This window comes from Pseudomonas fluorescens (assembly GCF_902497745.1).
Lineage (GTDB): Bacteria > Pseudomonadota > Gammaproteobacteria > Pseudomonadales > Pseudomonadaceae > Aquipseudomonas > Aquipseudomonas fluorescens_BM.
The window spans coordinates 90,114-112,115 of the sequence record NZ_CABVHJ010000016.1; the positions used below are offsets into that span (position 1 = coordinate 90,114).

19 protein-coding genes are annotated in these 22,002 nt (G+C 60.0%); 6 read left to right on the forward strand and 13 right to left on the reverse strand.

The window, feature by feature from the left end; all coding sequences use genetic code 11:
• Positions 1-99: 99 nt before the first annotated feature.
• The 5 genes from F8N44_RS22680 to F8N44_RS22705 form a co-directional block, all read right to left on the reverse strand.
• Entirely contained in the window at positions 100-2,058 is a 1,959-nt protein-coding gene (locus tag F8N44_RS22680) for a DUF1302 domain-containing protein (protein WP_150651864.1), read from the reverse strand.
• 48 nt (positions 2,059-2,106) lie between these two features.
• Positions 2,107-3,396, reverse strand: a complete 1,290-nt coding sequence (locus tag F8N44_RS22685) for a phospholipase (RefSeq protein ID WP_150651865.1) — start codon at positions 3,394-3,396, stop codon at positions 2,107-2,109.
• Between the two features lie 228 nt (positions 3,397-3,624).
• Complete coding sequence (locus tag F8N44_RS22695; RefSeq protein WP_150651866.1) at positions 3,625-5,193, reverse strand: FGGY-family carbohydrate kinase; 1,569 nt, start codon at positions 5,191-5,193, stop codon at positions 3,625-3,627.
• A gap of 20 nt (positions 5,194-5,213) precedes the next feature.
• Positions 5,214-6,809 carry a glycerol-3-phosphate dehydrogenase/oxidase gene (locus F8N44_RS22700; protein WP_150651867.1) on the reverse strand — a complete coding sequence of 532 codons (1,596 nt, stop codon included), beginning with the start codon at positions 6,807-6,809 and terminating at the stop codon, positions 5,214-5,216.
• 5 nt (positions 6,810-6,814) lie between these two features.
• The gene (locus tag F8N44_RS22705) at positions 6,815-8,410 is read right to left on the reverse strand and encodes an FAD-binding oxidoreductase (RefSeq protein ID WP_150651868.1); all 1,596 of its coding nucleotides are present in this window, start codon (positions 8,408-8,410) and stop codon (positions 6,815-6,817) included.
• A 210-nt stretch (positions 8,411-8,620) separates the two neighbouring features.
• On the opposite strand from F8N44_RS22705, the gene F8N44_RS22710 reads away from it, so the two are divergent.
• Together F8N44_RS22710 and F8N44_RS22715 are read left to right on the forward strand one after the other, a co-directional pair.
• Positions 8,621-9,637: an AraC family transcriptional regulator gene (locus F8N44_RS22710; protein ID WP_150651869.1), complete on the forward strand. Its 1,017-nt coding sequence runs from the start codon at positions 8,621-8,623 to the stop codon at positions 9,635-9,637.
• A 517-nt stretch (positions 9,638-10,154) separates the two neighbouring features.
• A complete protein-coding gene (locus F8N44_RS22715; RefSeq protein WP_150651870.1) occupies positions 10,155-10,520 on the forward strand; it encodes a DUF6124 family protein in 366 nt (121 codons plus the stop codon).
• Positions 10,521-10,772: 252 nt separating this feature from the next.
• Here F8N44_RS22715 and F8N44_RS22720 read toward each other — a convergent pair whose 3' ends face one another.
• The 7 genes from F8N44_RS22720 to F8N44_RS22755 all read right to left on the reverse strand — a co-directional run bounded on the left by F8N44_RS22720 (position 10,773) and on the right by F8N44_RS22755 (position 18,355).
• Positions 10,773-11,141 carry a glyoxalase superfamily protein gene (locus F8N44_RS22720; RefSeq protein WP_038357449.1) on the reverse strand — a complete coding sequence of 123 codons (369 nt, stop codon included), beginning with the start codon at positions 11,139-11,141 and terminating at the stop codon, positions 10,773-10,775.
• Positions 11,142-11,339: 198 nt separating this feature from the next.
• Positions 11,340-12,797 carry an N-acyl-D-amino-acid deacylase family protein gene (locus F8N44_RS22725; protein WP_150651871.1) on the reverse strand — a complete coding sequence of 486 codons (1,458 nt, stop codon included), beginning with the start codon at positions 12,795-12,797 and terminating at the stop codon, positions 11,340-11,342.
• A 1-nt stretch (position 12,798) separates the two neighbouring features.
• A complete protein-coding gene (locus tag F8N44_RS22730; protein WP_150651872.1) occupies positions 12,799-13,659 on the reverse strand; it encodes a MurR/RpiR family transcriptional regulator in 861 nt (286 codons plus the stop codon).
• A gap of 16 nt (positions 13,660-13,675) precedes the next feature.
• Positions 13,676-15,025 (reverse strand): GntP family permease, encoded by a 1,350-nt coding sequence (locus tag F8N44_RS22735; protein WP_123594513.1) that lies wholly within the window; start codon positions 15,023-15,025, stop codon positions 13,676-13,678.
• A gap of 722 nt (positions 15,026-15,747) precedes the next feature.
• Positions 15,748-16,641 carry an NAD-dependent epimerase/dehydratase family protein gene (locus F8N44_RS22745; RefSeq protein WP_150651873.1) on the reverse strand — a complete coding sequence of 298 codons (894 nt, stop codon included), beginning with the start codon at positions 16,639-16,641 and terminating at the stop codon, positions 15,748-15,750.
• 103 nt (positions 16,642-16,744) lie between these two features.
• A complete protein-coding gene (locus F8N44_RS22750) occupies positions 16,745-17,656 on the reverse strand; it encodes a LysR family transcriptional regulator (protein ID WP_150651874.1) in 912 nt (303 codons plus the stop codon).
• A gap of 108 nt (positions 17,657-17,764) precedes the next feature.
• Positions 17,765-18,355 (reverse strand): NAD(P)H-dependent oxidoreductase, encoded by a 591-nt coding sequence (locus F8N44_RS22755; protein ID WP_102901516.1) that lies wholly within the window; start codon positions 18,353-18,355, stop codon positions 17,765-17,767.
• A gap of 184 nt (positions 18,356-18,539) precedes the next feature.
• On the opposite strand from F8N44_RS22755, the gene F8N44_RS22760 reads away from it, so the two are divergent.
• Positions 18,540-18,854 (forward strand): putative quinol monooxygenase, encoded by a 315-nt coding sequence (locus tag F8N44_RS22760; RefSeq protein WP_127925755.1) that lies wholly within the window; start codon positions 18,540-18,542, stop codon positions 18,852-18,854.
• Here F8N44_RS22760 and F8N44_RS22765 read toward each other — a convergent pair.
• Complete coding sequence (locus F8N44_RS22765) at positions 18,844-19,608, reverse strand: sulfite exporter TauE/SafE family protein (RefSeq protein ID WP_150651875.1); 765 nt, start codon at positions 19,606-19,608, stop codon at positions 18,844-18,846. The two genes, F8N44_RS22760 and F8N44_RS22765, sit on opposite strands and share 11 nt — an antisense overlap.
• A gap of 216 nt (positions 19,609-19,824) precedes the next feature.
• Between F8N44_RS22765 and F8N44_RS22770 the strand changes: the two genes are divergently transcribed.
• From F8N44_RS22770 to F8N44_RS22780, 3 genes are all read left to right on the forward strand, one after another.
• Positions 19,825-20,706 carry a LysR substrate-binding domain-containing protein gene (locus F8N44_RS22770; protein WP_150651876.1) on the forward strand — a complete coding sequence of 294 codons (882 nt, stop codon included), beginning with the start codon at positions 19,825-19,827 and terminating at the stop codon, positions 20,704-20,706.
• 55 nt (positions 20,707-20,761) lie between these two features.
• Entirely contained in the window at positions 20,762-21,337 is a 576-nt protein-coding gene (locus F8N44_RS22775) for an NAD(P)H-dependent oxidoreductase (protein ID WP_150651877.1), read from the forward strand.
• Between the two features lie 196 nt (positions 21,338-21,533).
• On the forward strand, positions 21,534-21,944 hold the full coding sequence (locus tag F8N44_RS22780) for a MerR family transcriptional regulator (protein WP_127925750.1): 411 nt from the start codon (positions 21,534-21,536) through the stop codon (positions 21,942-21,944).
• The last annotated feature ends 58 nt before the right edge of the window (positions 21,945-22,002 follow it).

Genomic DNA, 22,002 nt, shown 5'->3' on the forward strand with positions numbered 1-22,002 from the left:
GCGGCGTTCCGACGAAAGCGGTGGGTCAGTCGACATCAATGTTGAATGTGCCGGCCTCTTCGCGAGCAGGCTCGCTCCCACAGGGGCTGTGTGTAGCCTTTAAAGGAAATACTTGAGGTTGAACCCGACGTTATCGCGGTCGCGAATGCCGTTGTTCTGCCCGCCGCCGTAGAACTCGGTGTACTGCAGTTCGGCTTCGAGCTTGTTCTGGTAGTTGGCCTTGATCCCCAGCGTGTAGGCCTTGCGACCTTCGATGGTGTTGCCGGCCTGATAGCTGTTGCCCTCGAAATCGTCCTTGTAGACGATGTACGGCGAGACGTTGACCCCGGCATACACATCGTTCCAGGTGCCGTTGAGCATCGCCGTGTAGCTGTAGGAATTGCGATTGACCTGATCGTCGCGATCACCGCCGGAGACATAGGAATAGTTGCCCGTACCCGCGTAAAAACGACGACTGCCGTCATACGCGGTGTATTGCAGACTACTGCCGCGCAGGTGTTCCGAGGCCAGTTCGAAGATGCCGAACAGCGAGTCGAACGAAGCCGTGGGGCCGAAGTTGTAGATGGTGCCCAGCGAGGTGTTGAACGCTTCCACGCGCTCGGCGTTATTGATCTGGCTGTCGAGCGTCACCATCTGCCCGCCGACATTGATCGACCTGCCCGTCACCGCCACGGCAGCTCCGTTGGCCAGGTCTCCGATCAAATCGTTGGTCGCCGCGACACCGATTGGCAGGTTCGGCCGATAAGCGATTTCACCGAATACCGACGCCTCACCCAGCGTGGTGTTGAAGCTGAAGCCGTACATGCGGATGTCTTCGGCATAGCGCCGATGCGCCTGGATATTGCCCATCACATCAGCGGTGGCCAGACCATTGGCCAGCGCCCCGGCCTGACTGCCGGCAACACCGGACAACAGGCTGGTCAGCGCATCCATGTCGATGCCGTTGTACCCGCCCAGATCCGCCGCGATGGTCGGTTCCTTGGCGTGGTAGTTGACCATGTACAGACCGAACTCGGTGCTGTTGAGCTGCTCAGCGATGTAGCGAAAGGCAAAACCAAACTGCCCATCGTTGCGCGCGTTGTAATCCTTGCCGATGCTCGCCACTTTCAGCGTATTGCCATACGCCGGGGTCACGCCGTTGGCGTACAGTCCTGTTGTTTGCAGGGCGGAGTTCAGCAGCGGGTTGTTGCCGAGTGCGCTGTACAAACCGATGACGTTGCCAAACTCCGGCACAGGCGTATCCAGCGCGGTGCCGCTGAAGTTGTTGTAACCGGTGTTGCCGCCGTCGGCGAACAGGTCGGTCTGCGAGTAGAACGTGCCGACCGGGTCGATGCGGGTTTCCTTCCAGTTGGTCTGGTAAAAACTCTCCATGGTCAGCGAATCAGTCAGGCCGATGTTGAAGCTCAGCGCTTCGACCGGTACCAGCACTTCCTTCACTTCGGCGCCGGGCAAGCGGTACTTGGCGGCGTCCACCGGGTTGGTGGTGTTGATCCCGCCGCGATAGAAAATCCCCTCGCCCCAGTTGAACACTTGGCGACCAACACGCGCCGTCACCGGCATCTGCGCAACGTCCCAACTGCCATGCACATAGGCGTCGAGCATCTCGATGCGGCTGCCGGCGATGTCGCGAGTCTGACTGGTGAAATGATCGTCCTGCGGGTAGCTCTGGCTCGGTTGCGACGGGCTGTTGTTGTCGTAGTAGTCGTTGCGCTTGTCCATCAGTTGCGTGTCGTAGAACGCGGTGCCGCGCACGAACACGCCGTAGTTCTGATAATTAGCCTCAAGCTCGGAGGTGATCTTGTACACCTCGGAAACCAGCCCGGTGTCGAAGTTGCGATTGCCGTCGTTGGTGTTGACGTCATCGTTAGTCTTGTCGCGGCCCTGCACCCGCCACAAACGGCCGTAAGACAAGGTCGTGTCGAGGGAGCCAGTGACCTGCTTGTCCATCAGGCTGAACTCCACCGCGTGCGCCGCATCGACTGCGCACAGTTGCAGCAACCCGGCCAGGCCGACACCGGGGAGCCCGGCGCCCGTCAGGCGCAATCGAGAGTTGATCATGTGTTCCTCCTTCCCTGTGTTTTTATTGTTTTGGTGTACGTTGCCACGCTACGGCGCCAATCCCGCGCTGACGTAAATCCGGCTGTGCGCGCCGAAATGCCCGAGCAACTTGAACAGCTGCTGGTTGAGTGCCGGGTGGTCGAAATCTTCGCTATGAAGTTGATTGCCGCTGCTGAAATCACTGCTGACCGGCGCCGTTTCCAGCCACTGGCCGATGGCTTCGTCGAAGGCTGCGGAGTCATTGACGGATTCTGCACTGACCACTTCGCGCAGATAATCGACCGAGTACGGTGGGTAGCTTTTGTCCCGAGCCACATCGGCGTAGGCAGCGAGCATCGGATGCGGCTGACCGGCGCGCAGCACGCGGCGCAGCCAGGTCGACTGGTACTTCTCGACTTCCATGTGCCGAGTAGCGACGCGCTCGATGGAGGCTTGTTTGTCCTCAGCGAAACCGGCGATTGCCTTGCCTTCCAGCAACAGAAGACTGGCAAGGTCGACGCCTGGCAACGGCTTGGCGTGATACGGCTGGGTCAGGTCCTGAATGTGGTGCAGGCCCCAGCCGAGAAAGCGATACCCCCAATACCGATGACCGCTGGCAAACGCCAATCGCGCCAGGCCCATGTATTGATACGCGCGCCAGTCCGGCCAACTGCGCTCGAGGAAACCGGCAGCGGCGTAGACCACCGCGCTTTCATGGAAGAAGCCCATGTGGAACGGCGCCTGCGAGCTGTACTGGAACCGCGCATCACCGAACGGTTGCGGGCCGAAACCGTAGATCGCGCCGACCTCGCCAGGGTTGTCGCTGAACAGATTGATGTCGTGGCCGTAATCCGGTTCGTCGGCGGCACTGGCGAGTATGGCCAGCGGGGCGACTTTTTCATGCTCGGCGACCACGATGAAGCGTTGACGATTCCACGGCGAAAGGGTTTGCTCGACCATGACCTGATTGGCCTGCAAATGCTCACGTTCGGGCAGGTCTTTGCCGGGCAATGGCTGGATGACCGTCGCCAGATGAATCTCGGGATTGATGCGCAGCGCCGTGAGAAAGTCGTGGCGCAGATTATCACTTGGCACCGCTGGCAATTTCAGGTTATCGGGGCGTGCCGGGTACTGGGCGAAGTGCGCACGGGCGAAGGCTTCCTGTTGCTCCAACAGCGCCAGCACGGCCGGGTATTGCTCGCTGAGAAACCGCTCCAGTGGCTCGACTTCGACCGCTGGCGCATCGCGCAACGCCGGCAGATCCTGCAACGCCAGATAGCTGCCGACCGTATGGTTCGACCAGCCCCAGGCGCTCGGGGCCGTTGCACAAAGCAGCAACAGGAGGAAGGTCAGCTTCATTGCTTTTCGTTCTTATTGGCGGTGCCGAGGGGGATGAGCCTAACAACCGACCCCGGCGCTGACACTGTCCGATCTCACCAGAAAAGTTCTCCGATGGCGCCAATTCAAATCGCAATACGGTCCCTGTAGGAGCTGCCGAAGGCTGCGATCTTTTGACTTTGATCTAAAAAAACAAGATCAAAAGATCGCAGCCTTCGGCAGCTCCTACAGGGGATTTGTGGTGGTCAGCTAAGCGGGGTAACCGGTGATTTTGCGGATGCTTTGATACAGCGGTTTCAGCTGGCGGTACATGCGCAGGTAGACGTCTTTGTAAAGTTGCTCGTAGATTTTTTGTGCCTCGGGTTGTGGGGTGAACACCGCACCGACGCGGGTCATCGCGGCGATTGCAGTTGGGAAATCTGCGTGCAATCCGAGCCCCACTGCACAGCAGATCGCCGCCCCCAAGCCAGATGCTTCGTAGACATGCGGACGCTCCGCCGGCAGGCCGAAAATATTCGCCGTCAGCTGCATCGCCGCATCACTCTGCGAGCCACCACCGGCCACGCACAGGCGCTTCACCGAAACCTTTGAACGCCGCTCGATGTTCTCCATGCCCTGGCGCAACGCATACGCCAGCCCTTCAAGAATCGCCCGGTAAATATGCGCGCGGGTGTGCACATCGCCGAAGCCGATCATCGCGCCCTTCGCTTCCACGCCCGGCTCGCGAATTCCTGGCGACCAATACGGTTGCAGCATCAAGCCCATTGATCCTGGTGGCACCGCATCGACCAGCGCATCGAACAACTGCTCCGGCTCGATACCCTGCTCTTTGGCCTGCTGCATCTCGCGCAAGCCGAACTCGTTCTTGAACCAGCTGACCATCCAGTAACCGCGATAAATCATCACCTCGCAGTTGAACTGATCGGGCACCGCTGACGGATACGGCGGAATCAACGGGACGATTTCCAGATAGCGCGAACGGGTGCTGGTGATCGTCGCCGTGGTGCCGTAGGACAGGCACACCGTACTCGCATCGACCACGCCAGAACCGACCACTTCGCAAGCCTTGTCGGCGCCTGCAGCAATCAGCGGCAAGCCTTCGGGAATCCCCGTATGGCGAGCGGCCTCGGCGCTAATGTGGCCGAGGGTTTCTCCGGGTTTGTGCAGGGTCGGCAATTGCTCGGGGCGCACCGCCAGCGCCTGCCATTTCCAGTCACTCGGCGCGGCCCATTTCAGCCGTTTGAAGTCGAACGGCAGGTAGCCAACGCAACAACCGACCGAGTCGACAAAGCGCCCGCACAGTCGATGGGTGAGAAACCCCGAGAGCAGCAAAAACTTGTCGGTCGCCGCCCACACTTCAGGCTGATGTTTTGCTATCCAGTTAGCCTCAGCCTGAGCACGAAAATAATCCACCGTGCCTTGCGCGCCGATCAGTTTGAACAGCCAGCCCCACGGCCCTTTGATCCCGCCCTCGACCTCGCTCTGCCTTTGATCGAGCCACAGAATCGCCGGACGCAGCGGTTTGCCCTCGGCATCGACGTTGATCACCGTGCCGCGCTGCGTGGTCAGGGAAACACCGGCAATCTGTGAGCGATCAATCCCCGTTTGCTGCCAGACCTGCTGACACGCCTCGCCGAGTTTTGCCCAGTAATACTCCGGATCCTGCTCGGCCCAGCCCGGTTGCGTCGAGTAGTACGCCTGCAATTCAACCTTGCCTTTGCCGAGCAGATTGCCCTGCAAATCGAAGAGCAGCGCGCGCACGCTCTGGGTGCCGTTGTCGATGGCCAGCAGGTAACGCTTGTTCGGGTGGTTGTCCATGGAGCTCTCTTCAAGGGGCATCAAGGCGTGGCATCCGGCAAACCGTGATGGCGTTGCCACAACGCCCGATAACGCTGTTCTTCCTGCTGCCAGTGTTCGTCGCTCCAGGCCAGTCGCGGCTGGCAGAGATGGCGGATGGCAGCAAAATACGCTTCGCCACCACGCGGCAATAGCAGACCGAGACGCGTGCGGCGCAGGAGCAGATCGTCGAGGTGCAGAACCATTTCCGACTCACAGGCGAAAGCCAGTTCGGCCCACAGCGTATCTGTAGCGCCGACTGTGTCATGGCCGATCTCCCTGAGCAGTTGCGCCAGCCTTGGCAAGTCGCGCCCATGTCGCCCGGCGAGACGTCGCCATTGATGGCTGCTCAACTCTGGAATCGCCAGCGCAGGGACAGCGGCAAACACCGGCGCGGCGTCATCGACCAACGGACGTTCGAGCATGGCCGCGCAGGCCTTTAGCACTTCGATGGCTTGTGGACGAAACGTGGTCAGCTTGCCGCCGGCCAGGGTCACGCAACCGGGCTCCTGCCACAGCACATGTTCACGGGTTTCGTTCGAGGGTTTGTCTTGATGATTACCCGCTGCACTGCCGACCACCGGACGCACGCCGGACCATGTCGACAGCACATCCGAAGCACTCACTTGCGCGCCGGGAAATTGTTGCGTGCAGGCGGCCAGCAGGTAGTCGAGCTCTTCGTTAGAGATGCTCGCGCTCTGATCCAGATCCTCACGGTGATCGAGGTCCGTGGTGCCGACCACCGTCGCGCCTTCCCACGGAAAAACGAACACCGGACGCCGATCGCGCTCATGCAGAAACGTGAACGCCTGCGCCACCGACAAACGCCAGCCCGGCAGCAATAAATGACTGCCGCGCAACGGCCGCAATTGCCGTGGCGTCTCATTCGGCCGCAAGCGCTCAGCCCAAGCGCCAGTGGCCACAGCAAGCACGCCACAGCGCAATTGCAGGGTGGTGCCGGCCTCGCAATCCTCGACCTGAACGCCACACACTCGGCCGTTCTCTCGCAGCAAATGCTCAACGCGAACGCCGTTAACCACGACAGCGCCATCGGCCCGCGCTTCGCTCAACACCCGCATCACCAGTCGCGCGTCATCGGTCAGCGCGTCGACAAAACAGGTGCCGCCGAGCAAGTCGTTTTCCTTCACCCCCGGCGCCAGATAGCGAAGCTGTTGCGCGTCATGAAAGCGATGGCTACGCCGTCCAGCCAAGGCGTCGTACACGCTCAGCAAACCACCCAACACCCGAGGCCCGGGAAAGCCGCCACGATAGTGCGGCATCATGAAACTCATCGGCTCGACCAACCCCGGCGCTTCGTCGAGCAAGCGCTGACGTTCGCGCACCGAATCACGGGTCAGGCGCCATTGTCCCTTGGCGATGTAACGCAAACCGCCATGAACCATTTTCGATGATCGACTGGACGTGCCCCAGGCAAAATCGCGCTGCTCCAGCAGCAGGCAACGCCAACCTCGACGCGCCGCTTCGCGCAGAATGCCGGCGCCGCTGATGCCGCCACCAATCACGATCAGGTCCCAGGTTTCATCTGCCAATGTCGGCAGAATCTGCTGGCGCCACGCGGCGTTCCAGTCCTGACTCATGGCCGTCACTCCGGCAGCAGCGTGCCGGGGTTGAGGCGCCCGGCCGGATCGAAGTGTTTGCTCAGCGCCTGCAAGGTATCCATCGCCAATGCGCCCTTCTCGCGCAACAGGTACGGCGCATGATCCTTGCCGACGCCGTGCTGGTGACTGATGGTGCCGTGGTTGTCGACGATGGTCTGGCTGGCCGCGTGTTTGAGCGCTTTCCAGCGTGCCAGCGTCGCGGGGTAATCCGCCGCCGGGCGAAACACGTAAGTGGTGTAGATGCTCGAACCTTCGCCGTAGACGTGGGACAGGTGGGTGAACACATGCACCCGCTCGCCTTCAGCGGCCAAGGCATCACGCAAACTGTTTTCGACGAGGTTGAGCAGGCTGTCGACGTTGCTCCAGTCGGTGGCGGTTTCGAGGGTGTCGACCACGTAACCGGCATTCCACAGGTTCTCGCGCAGGTAAGGAAAACGGAAACGGTTCTGCGCCCACTTCTTGCCGAGCAAGGTGCCGGTGAATACGCCGCCGAAGGCTTTGAGGTGTTGTCGTGCCTGTTTCAGCGACAGTGCGTTTTGCCGGCGATTGCCGGTTACGCCGAAGGTCAGCAGACATTTGCCCGTGCCTGCGCCGCGCAGGTTCAGGTACTTTTCCAGCCAGGCGATTTGTTGCGGATGACCGGCCAGCGCCAGTTGCGTTTCGGTTTCCACGGCGTTAGATAAACGCAGCATCGACAGCGGCACGCGTGCCTGGGCCAATTGGCGAATAGCTCTGAGAGCCTGCGGCCAGTCGGGGAGAAACACACCGTAGAAACGCTCATCAGCAGGCAATGCGCTGACCCGCACCTTGACCTCGGAAATGATCCCGAAACGGCCCTCGCAACCGAGCACCACTTCGCGCAGATCTGGTCCGGCGGCAGAGGCCGGGAAGGTAGGAATGTTCATCGGCCCGGCAAAGGTTTCCAAGGTTCCGCCAGCAAATAACTGCTCGATCCGGCCATAGCGCAACGACTGCTGACCGCTGGACCGGCTGGCGACCCAACCGCCCAACGTCGAGAGCTCCCACGACTGCGGGAAATGCCCAAGCGTGTAGCCCCGCGCACGCAACTGACTTTCCACCTGCGGGCCACTCGCACCGGGGCCGAACGTCGCCAGCAGGCTCTGTTCGTCGAGGTCGATCAGGCGATTCATCCGCGCCATCGAAACCGTCACCACCGGCCGCGCCGAATCCGGCGGATTGATGTGCCCGGCCACCGACGTGCCGCCGCCATACGGGATCAGGCACAGGTCCTGCTCGTGAGCGAGCGCCAGCAACTGGCGAATGTGTTCAGCGGTCTCGGGGAAAGCCACCGCATCGGGATAATTGCCCAAAGCACCTTCGCGCAACGCCAGCCAGTCCGGCAGGCTCTGGCCCCGCGCATGCAGCAAGCGGTCATTGGCATCGACGCTGTACAAGGTGTGCGCCTGCAACCGGGAGGCCGGTACGCGGGCCAATGCTGTTTCGAGCGAAGCATCGGGCAGCCCGCGCCCCTCGCCCAGTCGCTCATGAAGAAACTCCGCGCCCTGGGCCGGCAGTTCGACCACCGTGCTTGCCTCTCCCCAGCCGTTCCAGCGTCGCATGCGTGTGTCCTTCTAACCGTCAGATCAGTGATATTTCAGGCCCCCATACTAGCCAGCGGCCGCAAAGTGTCACGGTCGCATCCGGCCAGTTCGTGTAGCCAATTGAGTCAAACGTCGCGCAAGCGTCAGCCATTTACTTTAGTCGGGGTTTCAAATTACCTTTCAGGCTATTCGTCCGCCTCCGCTGCCGTTGATCAAAGGAATGGGATCATGCAATCGCTCGGCTACACCTCGGTTCCGCCGCTGCTCAAGTACCTGCGCCATGCCGAACAACTGGGTATGGATATCGAGCCTGCGTTGGCGGCAGCGGGTTTGCAGGCGCAGCAGTTGAGCGACAACACCCTGCGTTTGCCCGGTGAGGCGCATGAACGCTTGCTGGATTATTTCTGCGAGCACTCGGGCGATCCGCTGTTCGGGCTTAACGCGGCGAATTTCGTACTGCCCAATTCGTGGAGTGTGCTCGGTTACATCACCATGAACTGCGCGACGCTGGGCGATGCGATGAGCCGGATCATGCCGTTCGAAAAACTGGTCGGCGACATGGGCGTCAGCCGCGCCGAGGTGCAGGACGGCCATGTACATTTGATCTGGACCTGCCGCTATCAGCGTCCACGGATTCGTCGGCATCTGGTAGAAAACGTCCTCGGTTCGTGGCTGCACTATGCGCGCTGGATCGCCGACACGCAGATGTCGCCGGCCGGGGTCTGGCTGGAACATTCCTGCCCGGCCGAGGCCACGCCGGCGCAGTACGAAGCGTTTTTCGATTGCCCGGTGCTGTTTGATCAGCCGTATTCGGCGCTGGTCGTGCCGCTGGCTTATTTGCAGTTGCCGTTGCGTCAGGCGGATGCGCAGTTGCTGCGCACGCTGGAAGAACATGCGCTGGGCTTGATGGCGACGCTGGAGGATGCGTCGCTTGAGCAGCAGGTGAAAAACATTCTGCGGCAGTTGCTCAAGGAGGGTTTGCCGCGCAAGGAACAGGTCGCCGAGCAGCTCGCCGTTTCAGTGCGGACGTTGCAGCGGCAGTTGCATCAGGCGGGGACGTCGTATCAGCAGATTCTCGATGATTTGCGTCAGGAGCTGGCTGAGCATTATTTGCTTAACAGCACGCTGCCGATTCAGGACATTGCGCAGTATCTGGGGTTTACCGAACCGAGGTCGTTTCACCGTACGTTCAAGAGTCGGCGGGGGATGCCGCCGGGGGAGTTTCGGCAGATGCATCGCGGGTGATTATTCGGGCCTCTTCGCGAGCAAGCTCGCTCCCACATTGGGTCGGCGGTGAACATCAACTTTGTGAACAACGGAGATCAACTGTGGGAGCGAGCCTGCTCGCGAATGCGCCAGTTGCCGCACCCAATTCCTACAGGTAAATCTTCGATACTTGTGCGCAATAAACATCCCGCACCACAGGTGTTTAAAGACACTCAGCGTTACGCGAAACAGCCCACAAATCCTTGCGCCGTAACCTACGCCTAAGCCAGAATCCGCCGGCTTGTGCGCCCTGAGCATGCTGCGTAACTTGATTGCGTCACTGATTCCCAGTGATCGGGTTTAGTAGCCCGGTGGTAACTCTGCTGGTCGTACATTCATCACAGGTACTCGCGTACCTGAGCTTGATGGTGGCTGTACGCAGGGCGCTTCGGCGCGCCGGCTTTTAGCTGAGTTCCCCGGTCTACTAACCTGCGTACAGCTGCCACCCTTTCGTTTAGTAGCCAAAGGGTTGCCGCTCAACAAAGGGAACACAGCTATGTTCAAGATAACGCCAAACCCGCCGGTCACCGACCCGGCCTCCCCCTACGAATCCCCCGACTCAAAGAAATTCCACGAAGCCGCCGAACGCGCTCTCGACCACTATCTCGGTCCGACAAACGCCGACCTCATGGCCACGCCCTACTCCCCCAACACGCTGTACATGGCCAATCCCCAAGCCGACACCGAATCACTACTGGCCGACGCCAGCGAAACTCTTGGCTCAGCGACCGTCATGCTCAACAACCATGCCGCGCAGGTTGAAGGCACTCACCGCAAAACCCTGCAGGGCATTGCGCAAGTGGTGATGGTGGCGGAAATGGCCGTCAATCGCGTGTTGGACAGGTTAGTGCCGACCAACTAACGAAAAAGCCCGCTGCCCAACTGGAAGGGTTGGATGGCGGGCTTCTTTTTGTGGTATGTCATTTTCCCCTCACCCCAGCCCTCTCCCGGAGGGAGAGGGGGCCGAACGGGGGATATTGATTAGATACGCCGACCTGAAAGTGCTGCGGTGAATCCATAATCGACTCGGTCTTTCAGGTCGATGTACAGCGTCAGACACCTCGGTCAGTCCCCTCTCCCTCTGGGAGAGGGTTAGGGTGAGGGGCTTTTCAGCTCAGAGACAGATCGCATTGGTAAACACCAACCGATTACCAAACGGATCAACGATCGTCATGTCCTGGCTCCCCCACGGCATCGCCTGAATCCCCGGATGCGAGAACTTGTAATCCTTGGCCTCCAACTGCTGCTGAAACGCCTCCAGCTCATCCGTCTCGATGCGCAGCGCCGAACCCGGGCACGCATCGCCATGATGCTCGGACAAATGCAACACACACTCGCCACGCGACACCTGCAGATACAACGGAAAATTCGCCTCGAAACGATGCTGCCAGTCGATCTTGAAACCGAGGAAGTCGACGTAAAACTCGACAGCTTTGGCTTCATCGAAGATCCGCAGGATCGGGGTGGTTTTGCCGAAGCTCATGGGGTGCTCCCTGACTGATTGGCCCCACAGTGTAGACGGGGTGGATGTAAGCAATTCGGCTTGGGCTGGCGTTTCTTTAATTGCACAGTGCCACCATGAGACATAGATCAAAAGATCGCAGCCTTCGGCAGCTCCTACAATGGAACGCATACCTCTGTAGGAGCTGCCGCAGGCTGCGATCTTTTGGCGCCATCAGAATCAATGAAATCCTTCGCGCAAATCACCTTCGCGCGCCAGAAAACGCCCCTCCCTCCGGCCATTCGCCTGACCATCGTGATAACTCAACGCGCCATTGATCCAAACCCCATCAATCCCCTTCGCGGGCCGTTGCGGATCATTGAAATCCGCGACATCACGCACGGTCACCGGATCGAACAACACCAGATCCGCCCAATAGCCTTCACGAATCTCGCCTCTTTCCTTCAAACCAAATCGCGCCGCCGACAACCCGGTCATCTTGTGCACGGCGGTGTGCAGCGGAAACAGCCCGACATCGCGACTGAAATGTCCCAATACCCGTGGGAAAGCGCCCCACAGGCGCGGATGCGGGAACGGGTCCTCCGGCAGTCCGTCAGAACCGACCATCGATAACGGATGGGCGAGGATTCTTCGTACATCCGCCTCGTCCATGCCGTAGTACACCGCGCCGGCCGGTTGCAGGCGTTTCGCGGCATCAAGCAACGGCAGATTCCATTGCGCAGCGATGTCGATCAGGTCGCGGCCACTGACTTCCGGGTGCGGCGTCGACCAGGTGATGGTGATGCGATGCGCATCGGTGACTTGCTTCAGATCCAGCGTCGAAGAACTCGCCGCATACGGGTAGCAATCGCAGCCGACCGGGTGGGTTTTCGCGGCCTCTTCCAATGATGCAAGCAGCTCGGGACTGCGCCCCCAGTTACCGACACCGGCACATTTGAGGTGGGAAATGATCACTGGCGATTTCGCATGTCGACCGATTTGAAAAGCCTCATCCATCGCTTCCAGCACCGGCTCGAATTCGCTGCGTAAATGCGTGGTGTACACCGCACCGAACGCCGTGAGTTCTTCAGTCAGTTGCATCACTTCATCGGTGGAGGCGCTGAAGGCGCTGGCGTACGCCAGACCTGTGGATAACCCCAATGCACCGGCCTCAAGGCTTTCGCGTAACTGTTCGCGCATTGCGGCGATTTCGTCCGGCGTCGCTGTGCGGAACAAGTCATCCAGGTGATTGCTGCGCAGCGCCGTGTGGCCGATCAGTGCCGCCACGTTCAGCGTGGTATTCGCCGCTTCGACCGCCGCGCGGTAATCGCTGAAACGTGGATAAACAAATGCCGCCGCCGTGCCGAGCAGGTTCATCGGATCCGGCGGATTACCCTTCAGGGTCACGGGCGAAGCGCTGATCCCGCAGTTGCCGACAATCACCGTAGTCACGCCCTGGCTGAGTTTTGGCAGCATCTCTGGCTGACGAATCACCACGGTGTCGTCGTGGGTGTGCACGTCGATGAAACCCGGCGCCAGCACACGGCCAGCGGCGTCGATTTCCTCGCTGGCGGTGGCATCGTGCAAGTCGCCGATACGCTCGATGCGGCCATCGCGAATCGCCACGTCAGCGCGGTAACCGGGGGTGTTGCAGCCATCGATGATCAGGGCGTTGCGAATCAGGGTGTCGTACAGCATGTCAGTCTCCCAGCGGCAGGTGATCGTCGCCGCCACGGTATTCGTCGAGGGCCAGTTTGATCCGCCGCAGACGCTCTTGATTGTCTTCAGGATTGGCCAGCGCCAGCTCGGTCGCGAGCACGTCGATGGCGAGCAGCATGCCGTAGCGCGCCGCCGTCGGTTTGTAGATGAACGAGGTTTCTGCGCCTTGCAGCGGCAGGACGGTGTCGGCCAGTTCTGCCAGTGGCGAGTCGGCGCGGGTGATCGCCAGAATGCGCGCGCCGTAGTTGCGCGCCAGCTCTACAGTCTCGAGCAATTCCGGGGTGATGCCGGTCAGCGAACAGACAATGAGCACTTGCTCGGCGTTCAGGCTGGCCGCAGTGACGCGCATCATCACCGCGTCATGACACACGGCAATCGGGTAGCCGAGGCGCACCAGGCGTACCTGCAATTCATCGCTGCACAGGGTCGAGCAACCGCCCATGCCGAAGGCGTGAATCATCCGTGCCTGGCCGAGCAATTTCACCGCATCGGCAAAGCGTGATTCGTCGAATCCGGCCAGATGCTGGCGCAGGGTGGTTTCGATGTCGCCGACAATCTGCCCGTAAAACGCCGACTGTTCAGGCGTGCCCGCCGGGTCGAGAAAACGGCTGCCAACGCCGCTGGCCTGAGCCAGTTGCAGGCGCAGATCACGCAGGTCGCGGCAGCCCACCGTGCGGGCGAAACGCGACAGCGTGGCGGTACTGACTTCGGCGCGTTGCGCGAGGTCTTCGAGGCTGGCGCTGGCGGCGAAACCAACGTCATCGAGCATCAACCGAGCGATGCGGCCTTCACCGGCGCTGAAGGAATCCTGACGTGCGCGGATCTGGTAGAGGATGTCCATGGGCGGCGGGCTCCGGTTACAGCAAGTAAGAAAGGCCGACGGTCAGACCGAACGCGACTACCGAGATCAACGTCTCGAGCACGGTCCAGGTCTTGAACGTCTGCGCGACCGTCATGTTGAAGTATTCCTTGATCAACCAGAAGCCGCCGTCGTTGACGTGGGAAAAGATAACCGAGCCTGCGCCGGTCGCCAGCACCAACAGCTCAGGGTGTGGATAACCCAGACCAATGGCCACTGGCGCGACCACGCCGGACGCGGTGGTCATGGCCACGGTCGCGGAGCCTGTGGCAATGCGCATCAGCGCGGCGAACAGCCAGCCCATGATCAGCGGCGACAGCTGGAATTCGTGGGCGAGGCCGACGATCTGATCGGTGACGCCCGCGTCGACCAGAATGCGGTTCAAGCCACCGCCAGCACCGACCAGCAAGGTGATACTGGCGGTGGGTGCCAGGCATTCGTTGGTGAATTTGAGGATCGATTCACGGTTGAAACCTTGAGCTATACCCAACGTCCAGAAGCTCAACAAGGTCGCCAGCAACAGCGCAATCACCGAGTTGCCGATGAACAACAGGAACTGATTGAAACCGCTGCCCGGCGTGGAAATCAGGTTGGCCCAGCCACCGATCAGCATCAGCACCACCGGCAACAGAATGGTCGCCATGGTGATGCCGAAACCCGGTAGTTTGTCGCGCGGTTCGCGGTCGAGAAATTGCTTTTCCAGTGGGTTATCCGCCGGCAATTGAATGCGCGGCACGATGAATTTGGCGTACAACGGCCCGGCAATGATCGCGGTGGGAATGCCGATGGCAATCGCGTACAACAAGGTCTGCCCGACCGACGCCTGATAAGCCTGCACCGCGAGCATCGCCGCCGGGTGCGGCGGCACCAGCGCATGCACCACCGACAGGCCGGCGACCATCGGCAAACCGACCATCAGAATCGACACGCCAACACGCCGGGCCACAGTAAATGCAATCGGCACCAGCAACACAAAACCGACCTCGAAGAACAGCGGCAGCCCGACCAGAAAGGCGATGCAGACCATCGCCCAGTGCGCATTCTTTTCACCGAATTTATCGATCAACGTGCGCGCCATCTGCTCGGCACCGCCGGATTCGGCCATCATCTTGCCGAGCATCGTCCCCAACGCAACCACCAGCGCAATATGCCCCAGCGTCTTGCCCACCCCGGCCTCATACGCCCCCACCACACCCGACGGCGGCATCCCCGCGACCAGCGCCAGGCCGATGGAAATCAGGGTGATGACGATGAACGGATTGAGCCGGTAACGGGCGATCAACACGATCAGCGCAATGATGGCGACGGCGGCATAGACCAGCAGCCAATAGCCGAAGGAAGGCGTCATGCGGTACTCCTCGAAAGGGTCACGTTCGAATGGGTTGTGAAACTCATAAATCATTTCGAGATCGAGATTTCAAACCGTATGAAAGTAATTTTCGTGGAGAGGCAAGGCGTGTCGCTGATGGGTATGTCTTGTCATGATTAATGAAAATCATGGGGCGGGATTTACATGGCTTTTCAGTGAACGAGAAACCAATGTGGGAGCGAGCCTGCTCGCGAAGGCGGCTTCACATTCAGCATCTTTGCCGACTGATCCACCGCTTTCGCGAGCAAGCTCGCTCCCACAGTTTTGATCGCATTCCTCCAGACAGAAATGCGCAAAACCTGTGGGAGCTGGTGGACAACTCACACCATTTCGTTACGAATCCATTCAACCACCGACGTGCGCTTCGGCTCCCAGCCATGGACATGTTTTTCAAATCCAGCCAAGCGCTATACTCGCCTGACAACCTCCGCGGAGTCCCTGCCATGAGCCCCACGCCTCGCACCCAAAAAAAACTGACAACCGAAACGTTGATCCGCGCAGTTGCCAGTTCGACAGCCATCGAGACAGGTCAAAGCGTGGAGACCATTGAGCGCAAACTCAAACTCAGATCCAGTAAGTTCCTGCACTTGTCCCTGGCCAAGTAGCTCCGTGTCAAGTCGCAAAGCCCGAAACGAAAACGGCTGCCCAATGGCAGCCGTTCTAAAGGGTGATAACAAAGCCCGGCGGGGCTCAAACTGCAATCACACCATTTCGTTACGAATCCATTCAACCACCGAAGTACGCTTCGGCACCCAGCCCAGCAGTTCGCGCGCATGTTTGCCGCGCACTCGGCTGTTGGAGCCGAGGCCGTAGTTGGCCATTTCGTAGCCCCATTCGGCTTCGGCGTCTTTCAGCGGCCAGTCTTGCGGTTGACCCAGATTCAGCGCTTCGGCCATGGCGGTGGTCATGTCGATGAACGATGCTTCGCCGCTTTCGACGAAGTAGAAAGTACCTGGTACGTTCTTGGTCAGCGCCAGCAGATACAGGGCGACGACGTCTTCGATGTGCACGTTGGACCAGATGTTCTGGCCGGTGCCGACGTGGCGCACCACACCGCTTTTACGCGCCTGCTTGAGCAGACGTGGCAGTTGCACGCTGTCGCGATTGACGCCCAGGCTGTGGCCGTAGATCAGTGTGTTGCAGATGACGGCGGAGTTCACGCCGTCCTTCGCTGCCGCGAGGATCAGGTTGTCGATGGCCACGCGCGCCGCTTTGTCGACGGTCGGCTCCGGCAGATTGTCCTCGTAGTAAATGACATCGCTGGATTTACCGCCCGAGGCATCACCGACGATGCTCGAACCGCTGGTGTGCAGGAACACTTTGTTCGAACCGCGCAAGGCATCGAGCAACGCTTCAACTGCACCGCGATGATCGCTGCTGGCGGCGTTGATCACCGCATCGGCAGCACGGGCATGTTCGGTGAGCAGTGCTTTGTCATCGAGGGTGCCGATGACCGGGGTGATGCCCAGTGCTTGCAGTTCATCAGCCTGTTCGGCGCTGCGCACCAGACCGGTGACTTGATGCCCGGCCTGAACCAGACCGGTAGCGATCGAGCCGCCGATAAATCCGGCAGCGCCGGTGACGAATACGTTCATGGAGTAACTCCCTGCGTGAGTAAGTGATGGGACGAGTATCGGCCCGTGAGCCGGAGGGAAAAACCCGCCCTCACCCAATTCACTGTTGCGCAGAGGTCACGAATCAGCCCTTGAAGTCGGCGCTGGCGTAAGCAGCGAGTTTGCTCTGGATAAAGTCGAGGAAGCACTGAATGCGCAGCGCCAGTTGCGAGTTACGGTAGTACACCGCGTTGATTGGCTGGCGATAACCGCTATTGAATTCGCCCAGCAGGACTTTCAGGCGCCCGGAGCGAATGTCGTCGATGGTCATGAAGTGCGACAGGCAGGCGATGCCCTGCCCTTCCAGCGCCAGGTGGCGCACGGTCTCGCCGCTGGAGGCGCTGATCGCCGGGGTGATCGGCCAGCGATCACCGTGTACATAACGCAGCGGCCACTGGTTGAGACCTTCGTTCTGGGTGAAGCCGAGCAGGGTGTGTTCACTCAAGTCCGCCACTTGCAGCGGCGCACCGTGTTTTTCCAGATAGGCCGGGCTGGCGACGATCAGCAGCGGACTGCAACCGAGCGAGCGCGCATGCAACGTCGAGTCAGCGAGAGTGCCGATGCGGATGGCGACGTCGGTGCTTTGTTCCAGCAGGTCAATGATCAGGTCATTGCTGTTGAGTTCGAGCTGGATGTCCGGATAGAGGCGGCGGAATTCGTCGATATACGGGACCACCGCGTGGAGCATGAACGGCGATGCGGCATTGATCCGCAAGCGTCCGGACGGGGTTTGCTGGCGTGAGGACAGACGCTCTTCGAGTTGCTCCATCTGATCGAGAATCAGTTTGGCCTGCTCGAAGAAATACTTGCCCTCTTCGGTCAGGTCCATGCGCCGCGTGGTGCGGTTGATCAGCGTGGTGTCGAGCTTGGCTTCCAGCTTCGACAACGTGCGGCTGACCGCCGAAGGCGTTTGCCCGACCTGCTCGGCGGCGGCGGAAATCGAACCGCATTCGATCACGCAGACGAAAATCTGCAACTCATCGGATCTGGCTTTCACGGGTGTCCTCTTTGAGATCGCCAAGATCGCAGATGACTGCAACGCACTGTAGGAGCTGCCGCAGGCTGCGATCTTTTGCTGTTACCACCGATAGTAGCCCGAAACCATTCAGGCCTTGAGACCAAACACCTCGGTCAAATGCTGCTCATAACGCGCCACATCAGCCTCGATGTTCGGACGCTTCATCACGTCGACACAGAGGAACGTCGGCAACCCGGTCATACCGAGAAACTCGTTGGCCTTGTGGAATGGGAAGTACACCGCGTCGACGCCTTTGGCTTCGAAGAAATCAGTCGGGTCATCGAACGCTTGCTGCGGCGCATTCCAGGTCAGCGACAGCATGTATTGCTTGCCCTGAATCAGACCACCGCTGCCGTACTTCTGCGAGGCATCGGAACGGGTGCGGCCATCGCTGGCGTAGAGGCTGCCGTGGCCTTCGGTGAAGACTTCGTCGAGGTACTTTTTCACCGTCCATGGCGCGCCCATCCACCAGCCTGGCATCTGATAAATGATCACGTCGGCCCAGAGAAATTTCGCCACCTCTTCGGCAACGTCGTAGCCCTCGTCGATGAAGGTGGTTTTCACATCGACACCACCACGATCGAGCACGCTCAGCGCGGCCTCATGCAGGGTGGCGTTGTAGCGACCGTCGGAGTGAGCGAATTTTTTACCGCCATTGAGCAACAGCACTTTTTTCATGAGAAAGCCTCGGCGCAGCCATTGGGCTGGGTGGAGAAGAGAAACTGGAATGGCGGCAGATTAATGATGTGTCTCGCGCGGAATAAGGCCTGATTGCGCAAAATACATTTGATCAAAAGGCACGAATCTATCGCCGATTGCTGCAATAACATCCGCGGCATTCTGAAATTGAGGAGTCGTTGTGATGAGTGAACGCTTGGGTTTTATCCTGCACGCCAAGACCCGCCCGGAAAAAGCCGAGGCTTTCGAAGCGCTGTTTCGCGCTTACGTTGAGCCGAGCCGCGCGGAGCCGGGCTGCATCGAGTACCACATGCTGCGCGACAAGGAAGATCCGACGCTGTTCATCTTCTACGAGATATGGGCATCCCAGGCGCATCTCGACGTGCACTCGAATCTGCCGCACATGAAGGCATTCTTTGAGCGACGCATGGATTATCTGGAGCGCGATTTCGATATCCGCCAGATCGAAATGCTCAGCGAAGCCTCGGCTAACCGCTGATCAGCAGATGGGCGCCGAGTGCGCCCATACCAATAAAGAACACCCGCTTGAACAGCACGGCGCTGATGCGTTCGCGCAGCCATTGACCAAGCAACATGCCGAGAATGGCCGGGATCAGCGCCAGCAACGAAGCGCTTAGTTCGCCGCCACCGAGGGCGCCGCGCCAGAGCAATCCAGCGGCCAGTGCCAATGTCGAAACGGTGAATGAAAGGCCCAGCGCCTGCACCAGTTGATCGCGACTCAAACCCAGCGCTTGCAGGTACGGCACCGCCGGGATCACGAAGACGCCGGTGGCCGAAGTGATGACACCCGTGATCAAACCGCACGCCGGACCCAGCCAGCCTTCATGACGTGGATTGACACTCAGCGTTGGCAGAAACAAGCCGCTCAACGCGTAGAGCAACAGTGCCGCGCCGAGTCCGCGTACCACCCAATGCCCGCCTGCCATGCCGATCCACATTGTGCCGACGCCGGTGCCGAGAAAGATCATCAGCAGCATCGGCCACAGGCGTTTGATCAGTCCTTTCAAATGTCCGCCGAATGCCAGTTGCCAGACATTGGTCAGGGTTGCCGGAATGATCAGCAATGCGGCTGCCTGCGACGGCGCCATAGCCAGACCGAGCAAACCCATGGCGACGGTCGGCAGGCCGAGGCCGATCACGCCTTTGATCAGGCCGGCGAGGATGAAGGTCATGATGACCAGCAGGGACAGGGCCAGACCGAGGTTTTGGTAGAAATCTGTGAGTGTGTTCATGGCACTACTTTGCGCCAGTCGAGGTTGGCCGAAAATCTGCCATATACTGAGGCTGCCTCTGCCCATACAAGAGGCTGAGATTTTCTTTGAAGCTTCGGGCCTCTTCGCGAGCAAGCTCGCTCCCACATAGGATGGGTGTCGTACACAACTCCCTGTGAGAGCGAGCCTGCTCGCGAAGGGGCCAGCCCGAACACCCTAAAATCAGAGGCCACCCTCATGCACTTCGACCTCACCGACCTGCGCCTCTACCTGCACATCCTCGACACCGGCAACATCACCGCCGGCGCCGCCCGCAGCCATTTATCCCTGGCTGCCGCCAGCGCCAGAATCCGCGCCATGGAAGCCTCGCTCGGCAGCGATTTCCTTGAGCGCGGCCGCCGTGGCGTCACCCCGACGCCCGCCGGCAAAGCCCTCGCCCATCACGCGCGCATCCTTCTGCAACAGGCCGAACGCATGCAGCAGGATCTGGCCGACTATGCCCAAGGCGTCAAAGGTCAGGTGCGCTTGCTGTGCAACACCACGGCGATCACCGAATACCTGCCGGAAGTGCTCGCGGATTTCTTGCGCGACCATCCCAATCTGGATATCGATCTGCAAGAACTGCCCAGCGCCCGCATCACTCACGCCCTGCGTCAGGGCGCGGCAGACCTGGGCATCGTGTCTGACGCGGTAGACACCAGCGGCTTGCAAACCCGCGCGTTTCGCGATGATCCACTGGTACTGGTTTTGCCGCCGGGTCATGCCTTGGCGAGTCGGGCCTCGCTGACGTTCGGCGAAACCCTGGCGCATGACTACGTGACGCTAAGCGCCAACAGCGCACTGGCCATTCATCTGGAGGAACAGGCCCTGCACATCGGCCAGCGCATGACCATCCGCATCCGCACCGATGGCTTTGACAGTGTCATGCGCATGGTCGCTCGCGGCGCCGGCCTGGCCATCGTGCCAAAGGTTGCCGTCGAGCGTTGGGCCCCCATGCATGCGCTGATCTGCCGTCCGCTCGACGACCTCTGGGCGAACCGCACCTTGAAACTGTGCGCGCGGGATTTCGCGCACCTGCCCGGATACGCCCGTGCCCTGCTCGATGCGCTGATGCCTTGACTCTACCGCTAGGGGCAGACTCTATCCTGTGAGCTTCATTTCAGGAGTACACATAATGAGCAAACGAATGCTCGTGATTCTGGGTCACCCCTCCACCGACAGTTTTTGCGGGGCATTGAGCGAGACCTACGTGCAGGCGGCCAAAGACGCCGGGCATGACGTCCGTCTGTTGCGCCTGGACGCGCTGGCGTTCGACCCGGTTCTGCACGAGGGTTACAACAAGGTTCAGCCGCTGGAGCCGGATCTGCTGCAAGCCCAGGCCGACATCACCTGGGCTGAACACCTGACGTTTGTCTATCCGATCTGGTGGGGCGGGATTCCGGCGTTGCTGAAAGGATTTGTCGACCGGATTTTCCTGCCCGGTTTCGCCTTCAAGTATCGCGAAGGCAAAGCGTTCCCGGACAAGCTGCTCAAGGGCCGCACCGCGCATCTGCTGGTGACCATGGACACGCCGTACTGGTATTACAAATGGGTCTACGGCATGCCGGGGCTGCATCAGATGCGCAAGACCACCCTGGAGTTCTGCGGGATCAAGCCGTTGAAGACGCTGACCTTCGGGCCAATTCTAGGCTCCAAACCGAAACAGCGCGAAAACTGGCTGGAGCAAGCCCGCGTGAGCGCTGCCTGCTGACGCAACACGGCTGAAACACTGACGGCGCGTGGCCGTCGTCAGTCCGTCTGCGGGTTCCCGTCGGTGCCCGTCCGTCGCCTGTGCACGTCATTTACGCGCAGTTGCAATTTTCAGATGCTATTGGACATATAATCGCCGCCGATCAGGCATGACGCCTGATCGCGCTAGCTATGTTTGACCATCGAGACGGACCTTTATGTATATCGGCAAAGCCGCCCAGCTGTCGGGCACCACTGTCAAAAGCATTCGCCACTACGAAGAAATCGGCCTGTTGCCCGAACCCAAGCGTGAAGGTAAATACCGCATCTACAGCCAGCAAAGTGTCGAGGTGTTGACGTTCATCAAGTGCGCCCAGCAACTGGGCTTCAAGCTCAAAGAGCTGCAGGTGATCCTCAACAACTACCGCGGCGACGAATTCCCGTGGGACATGGCGCAACGAGCCATTGCCGAAAAAAAAGCCGAACTGGTGACCCAGATCGGCGATTTGCAGCAATTGCACGACGGCCTCGAGGCGTTCGAAAGCAACCTCAACGACGCCCGCCAGGAATGCCAGTTCGAACGCATCGCTCGCTATGGCGAAAAAAACCCGGTCAATACACTGAACTGAAAACCCTGCTGCGCCGCATGAGCAGACTCGCCTGCCGCCTCAGGGCAGGTGCGCCCGC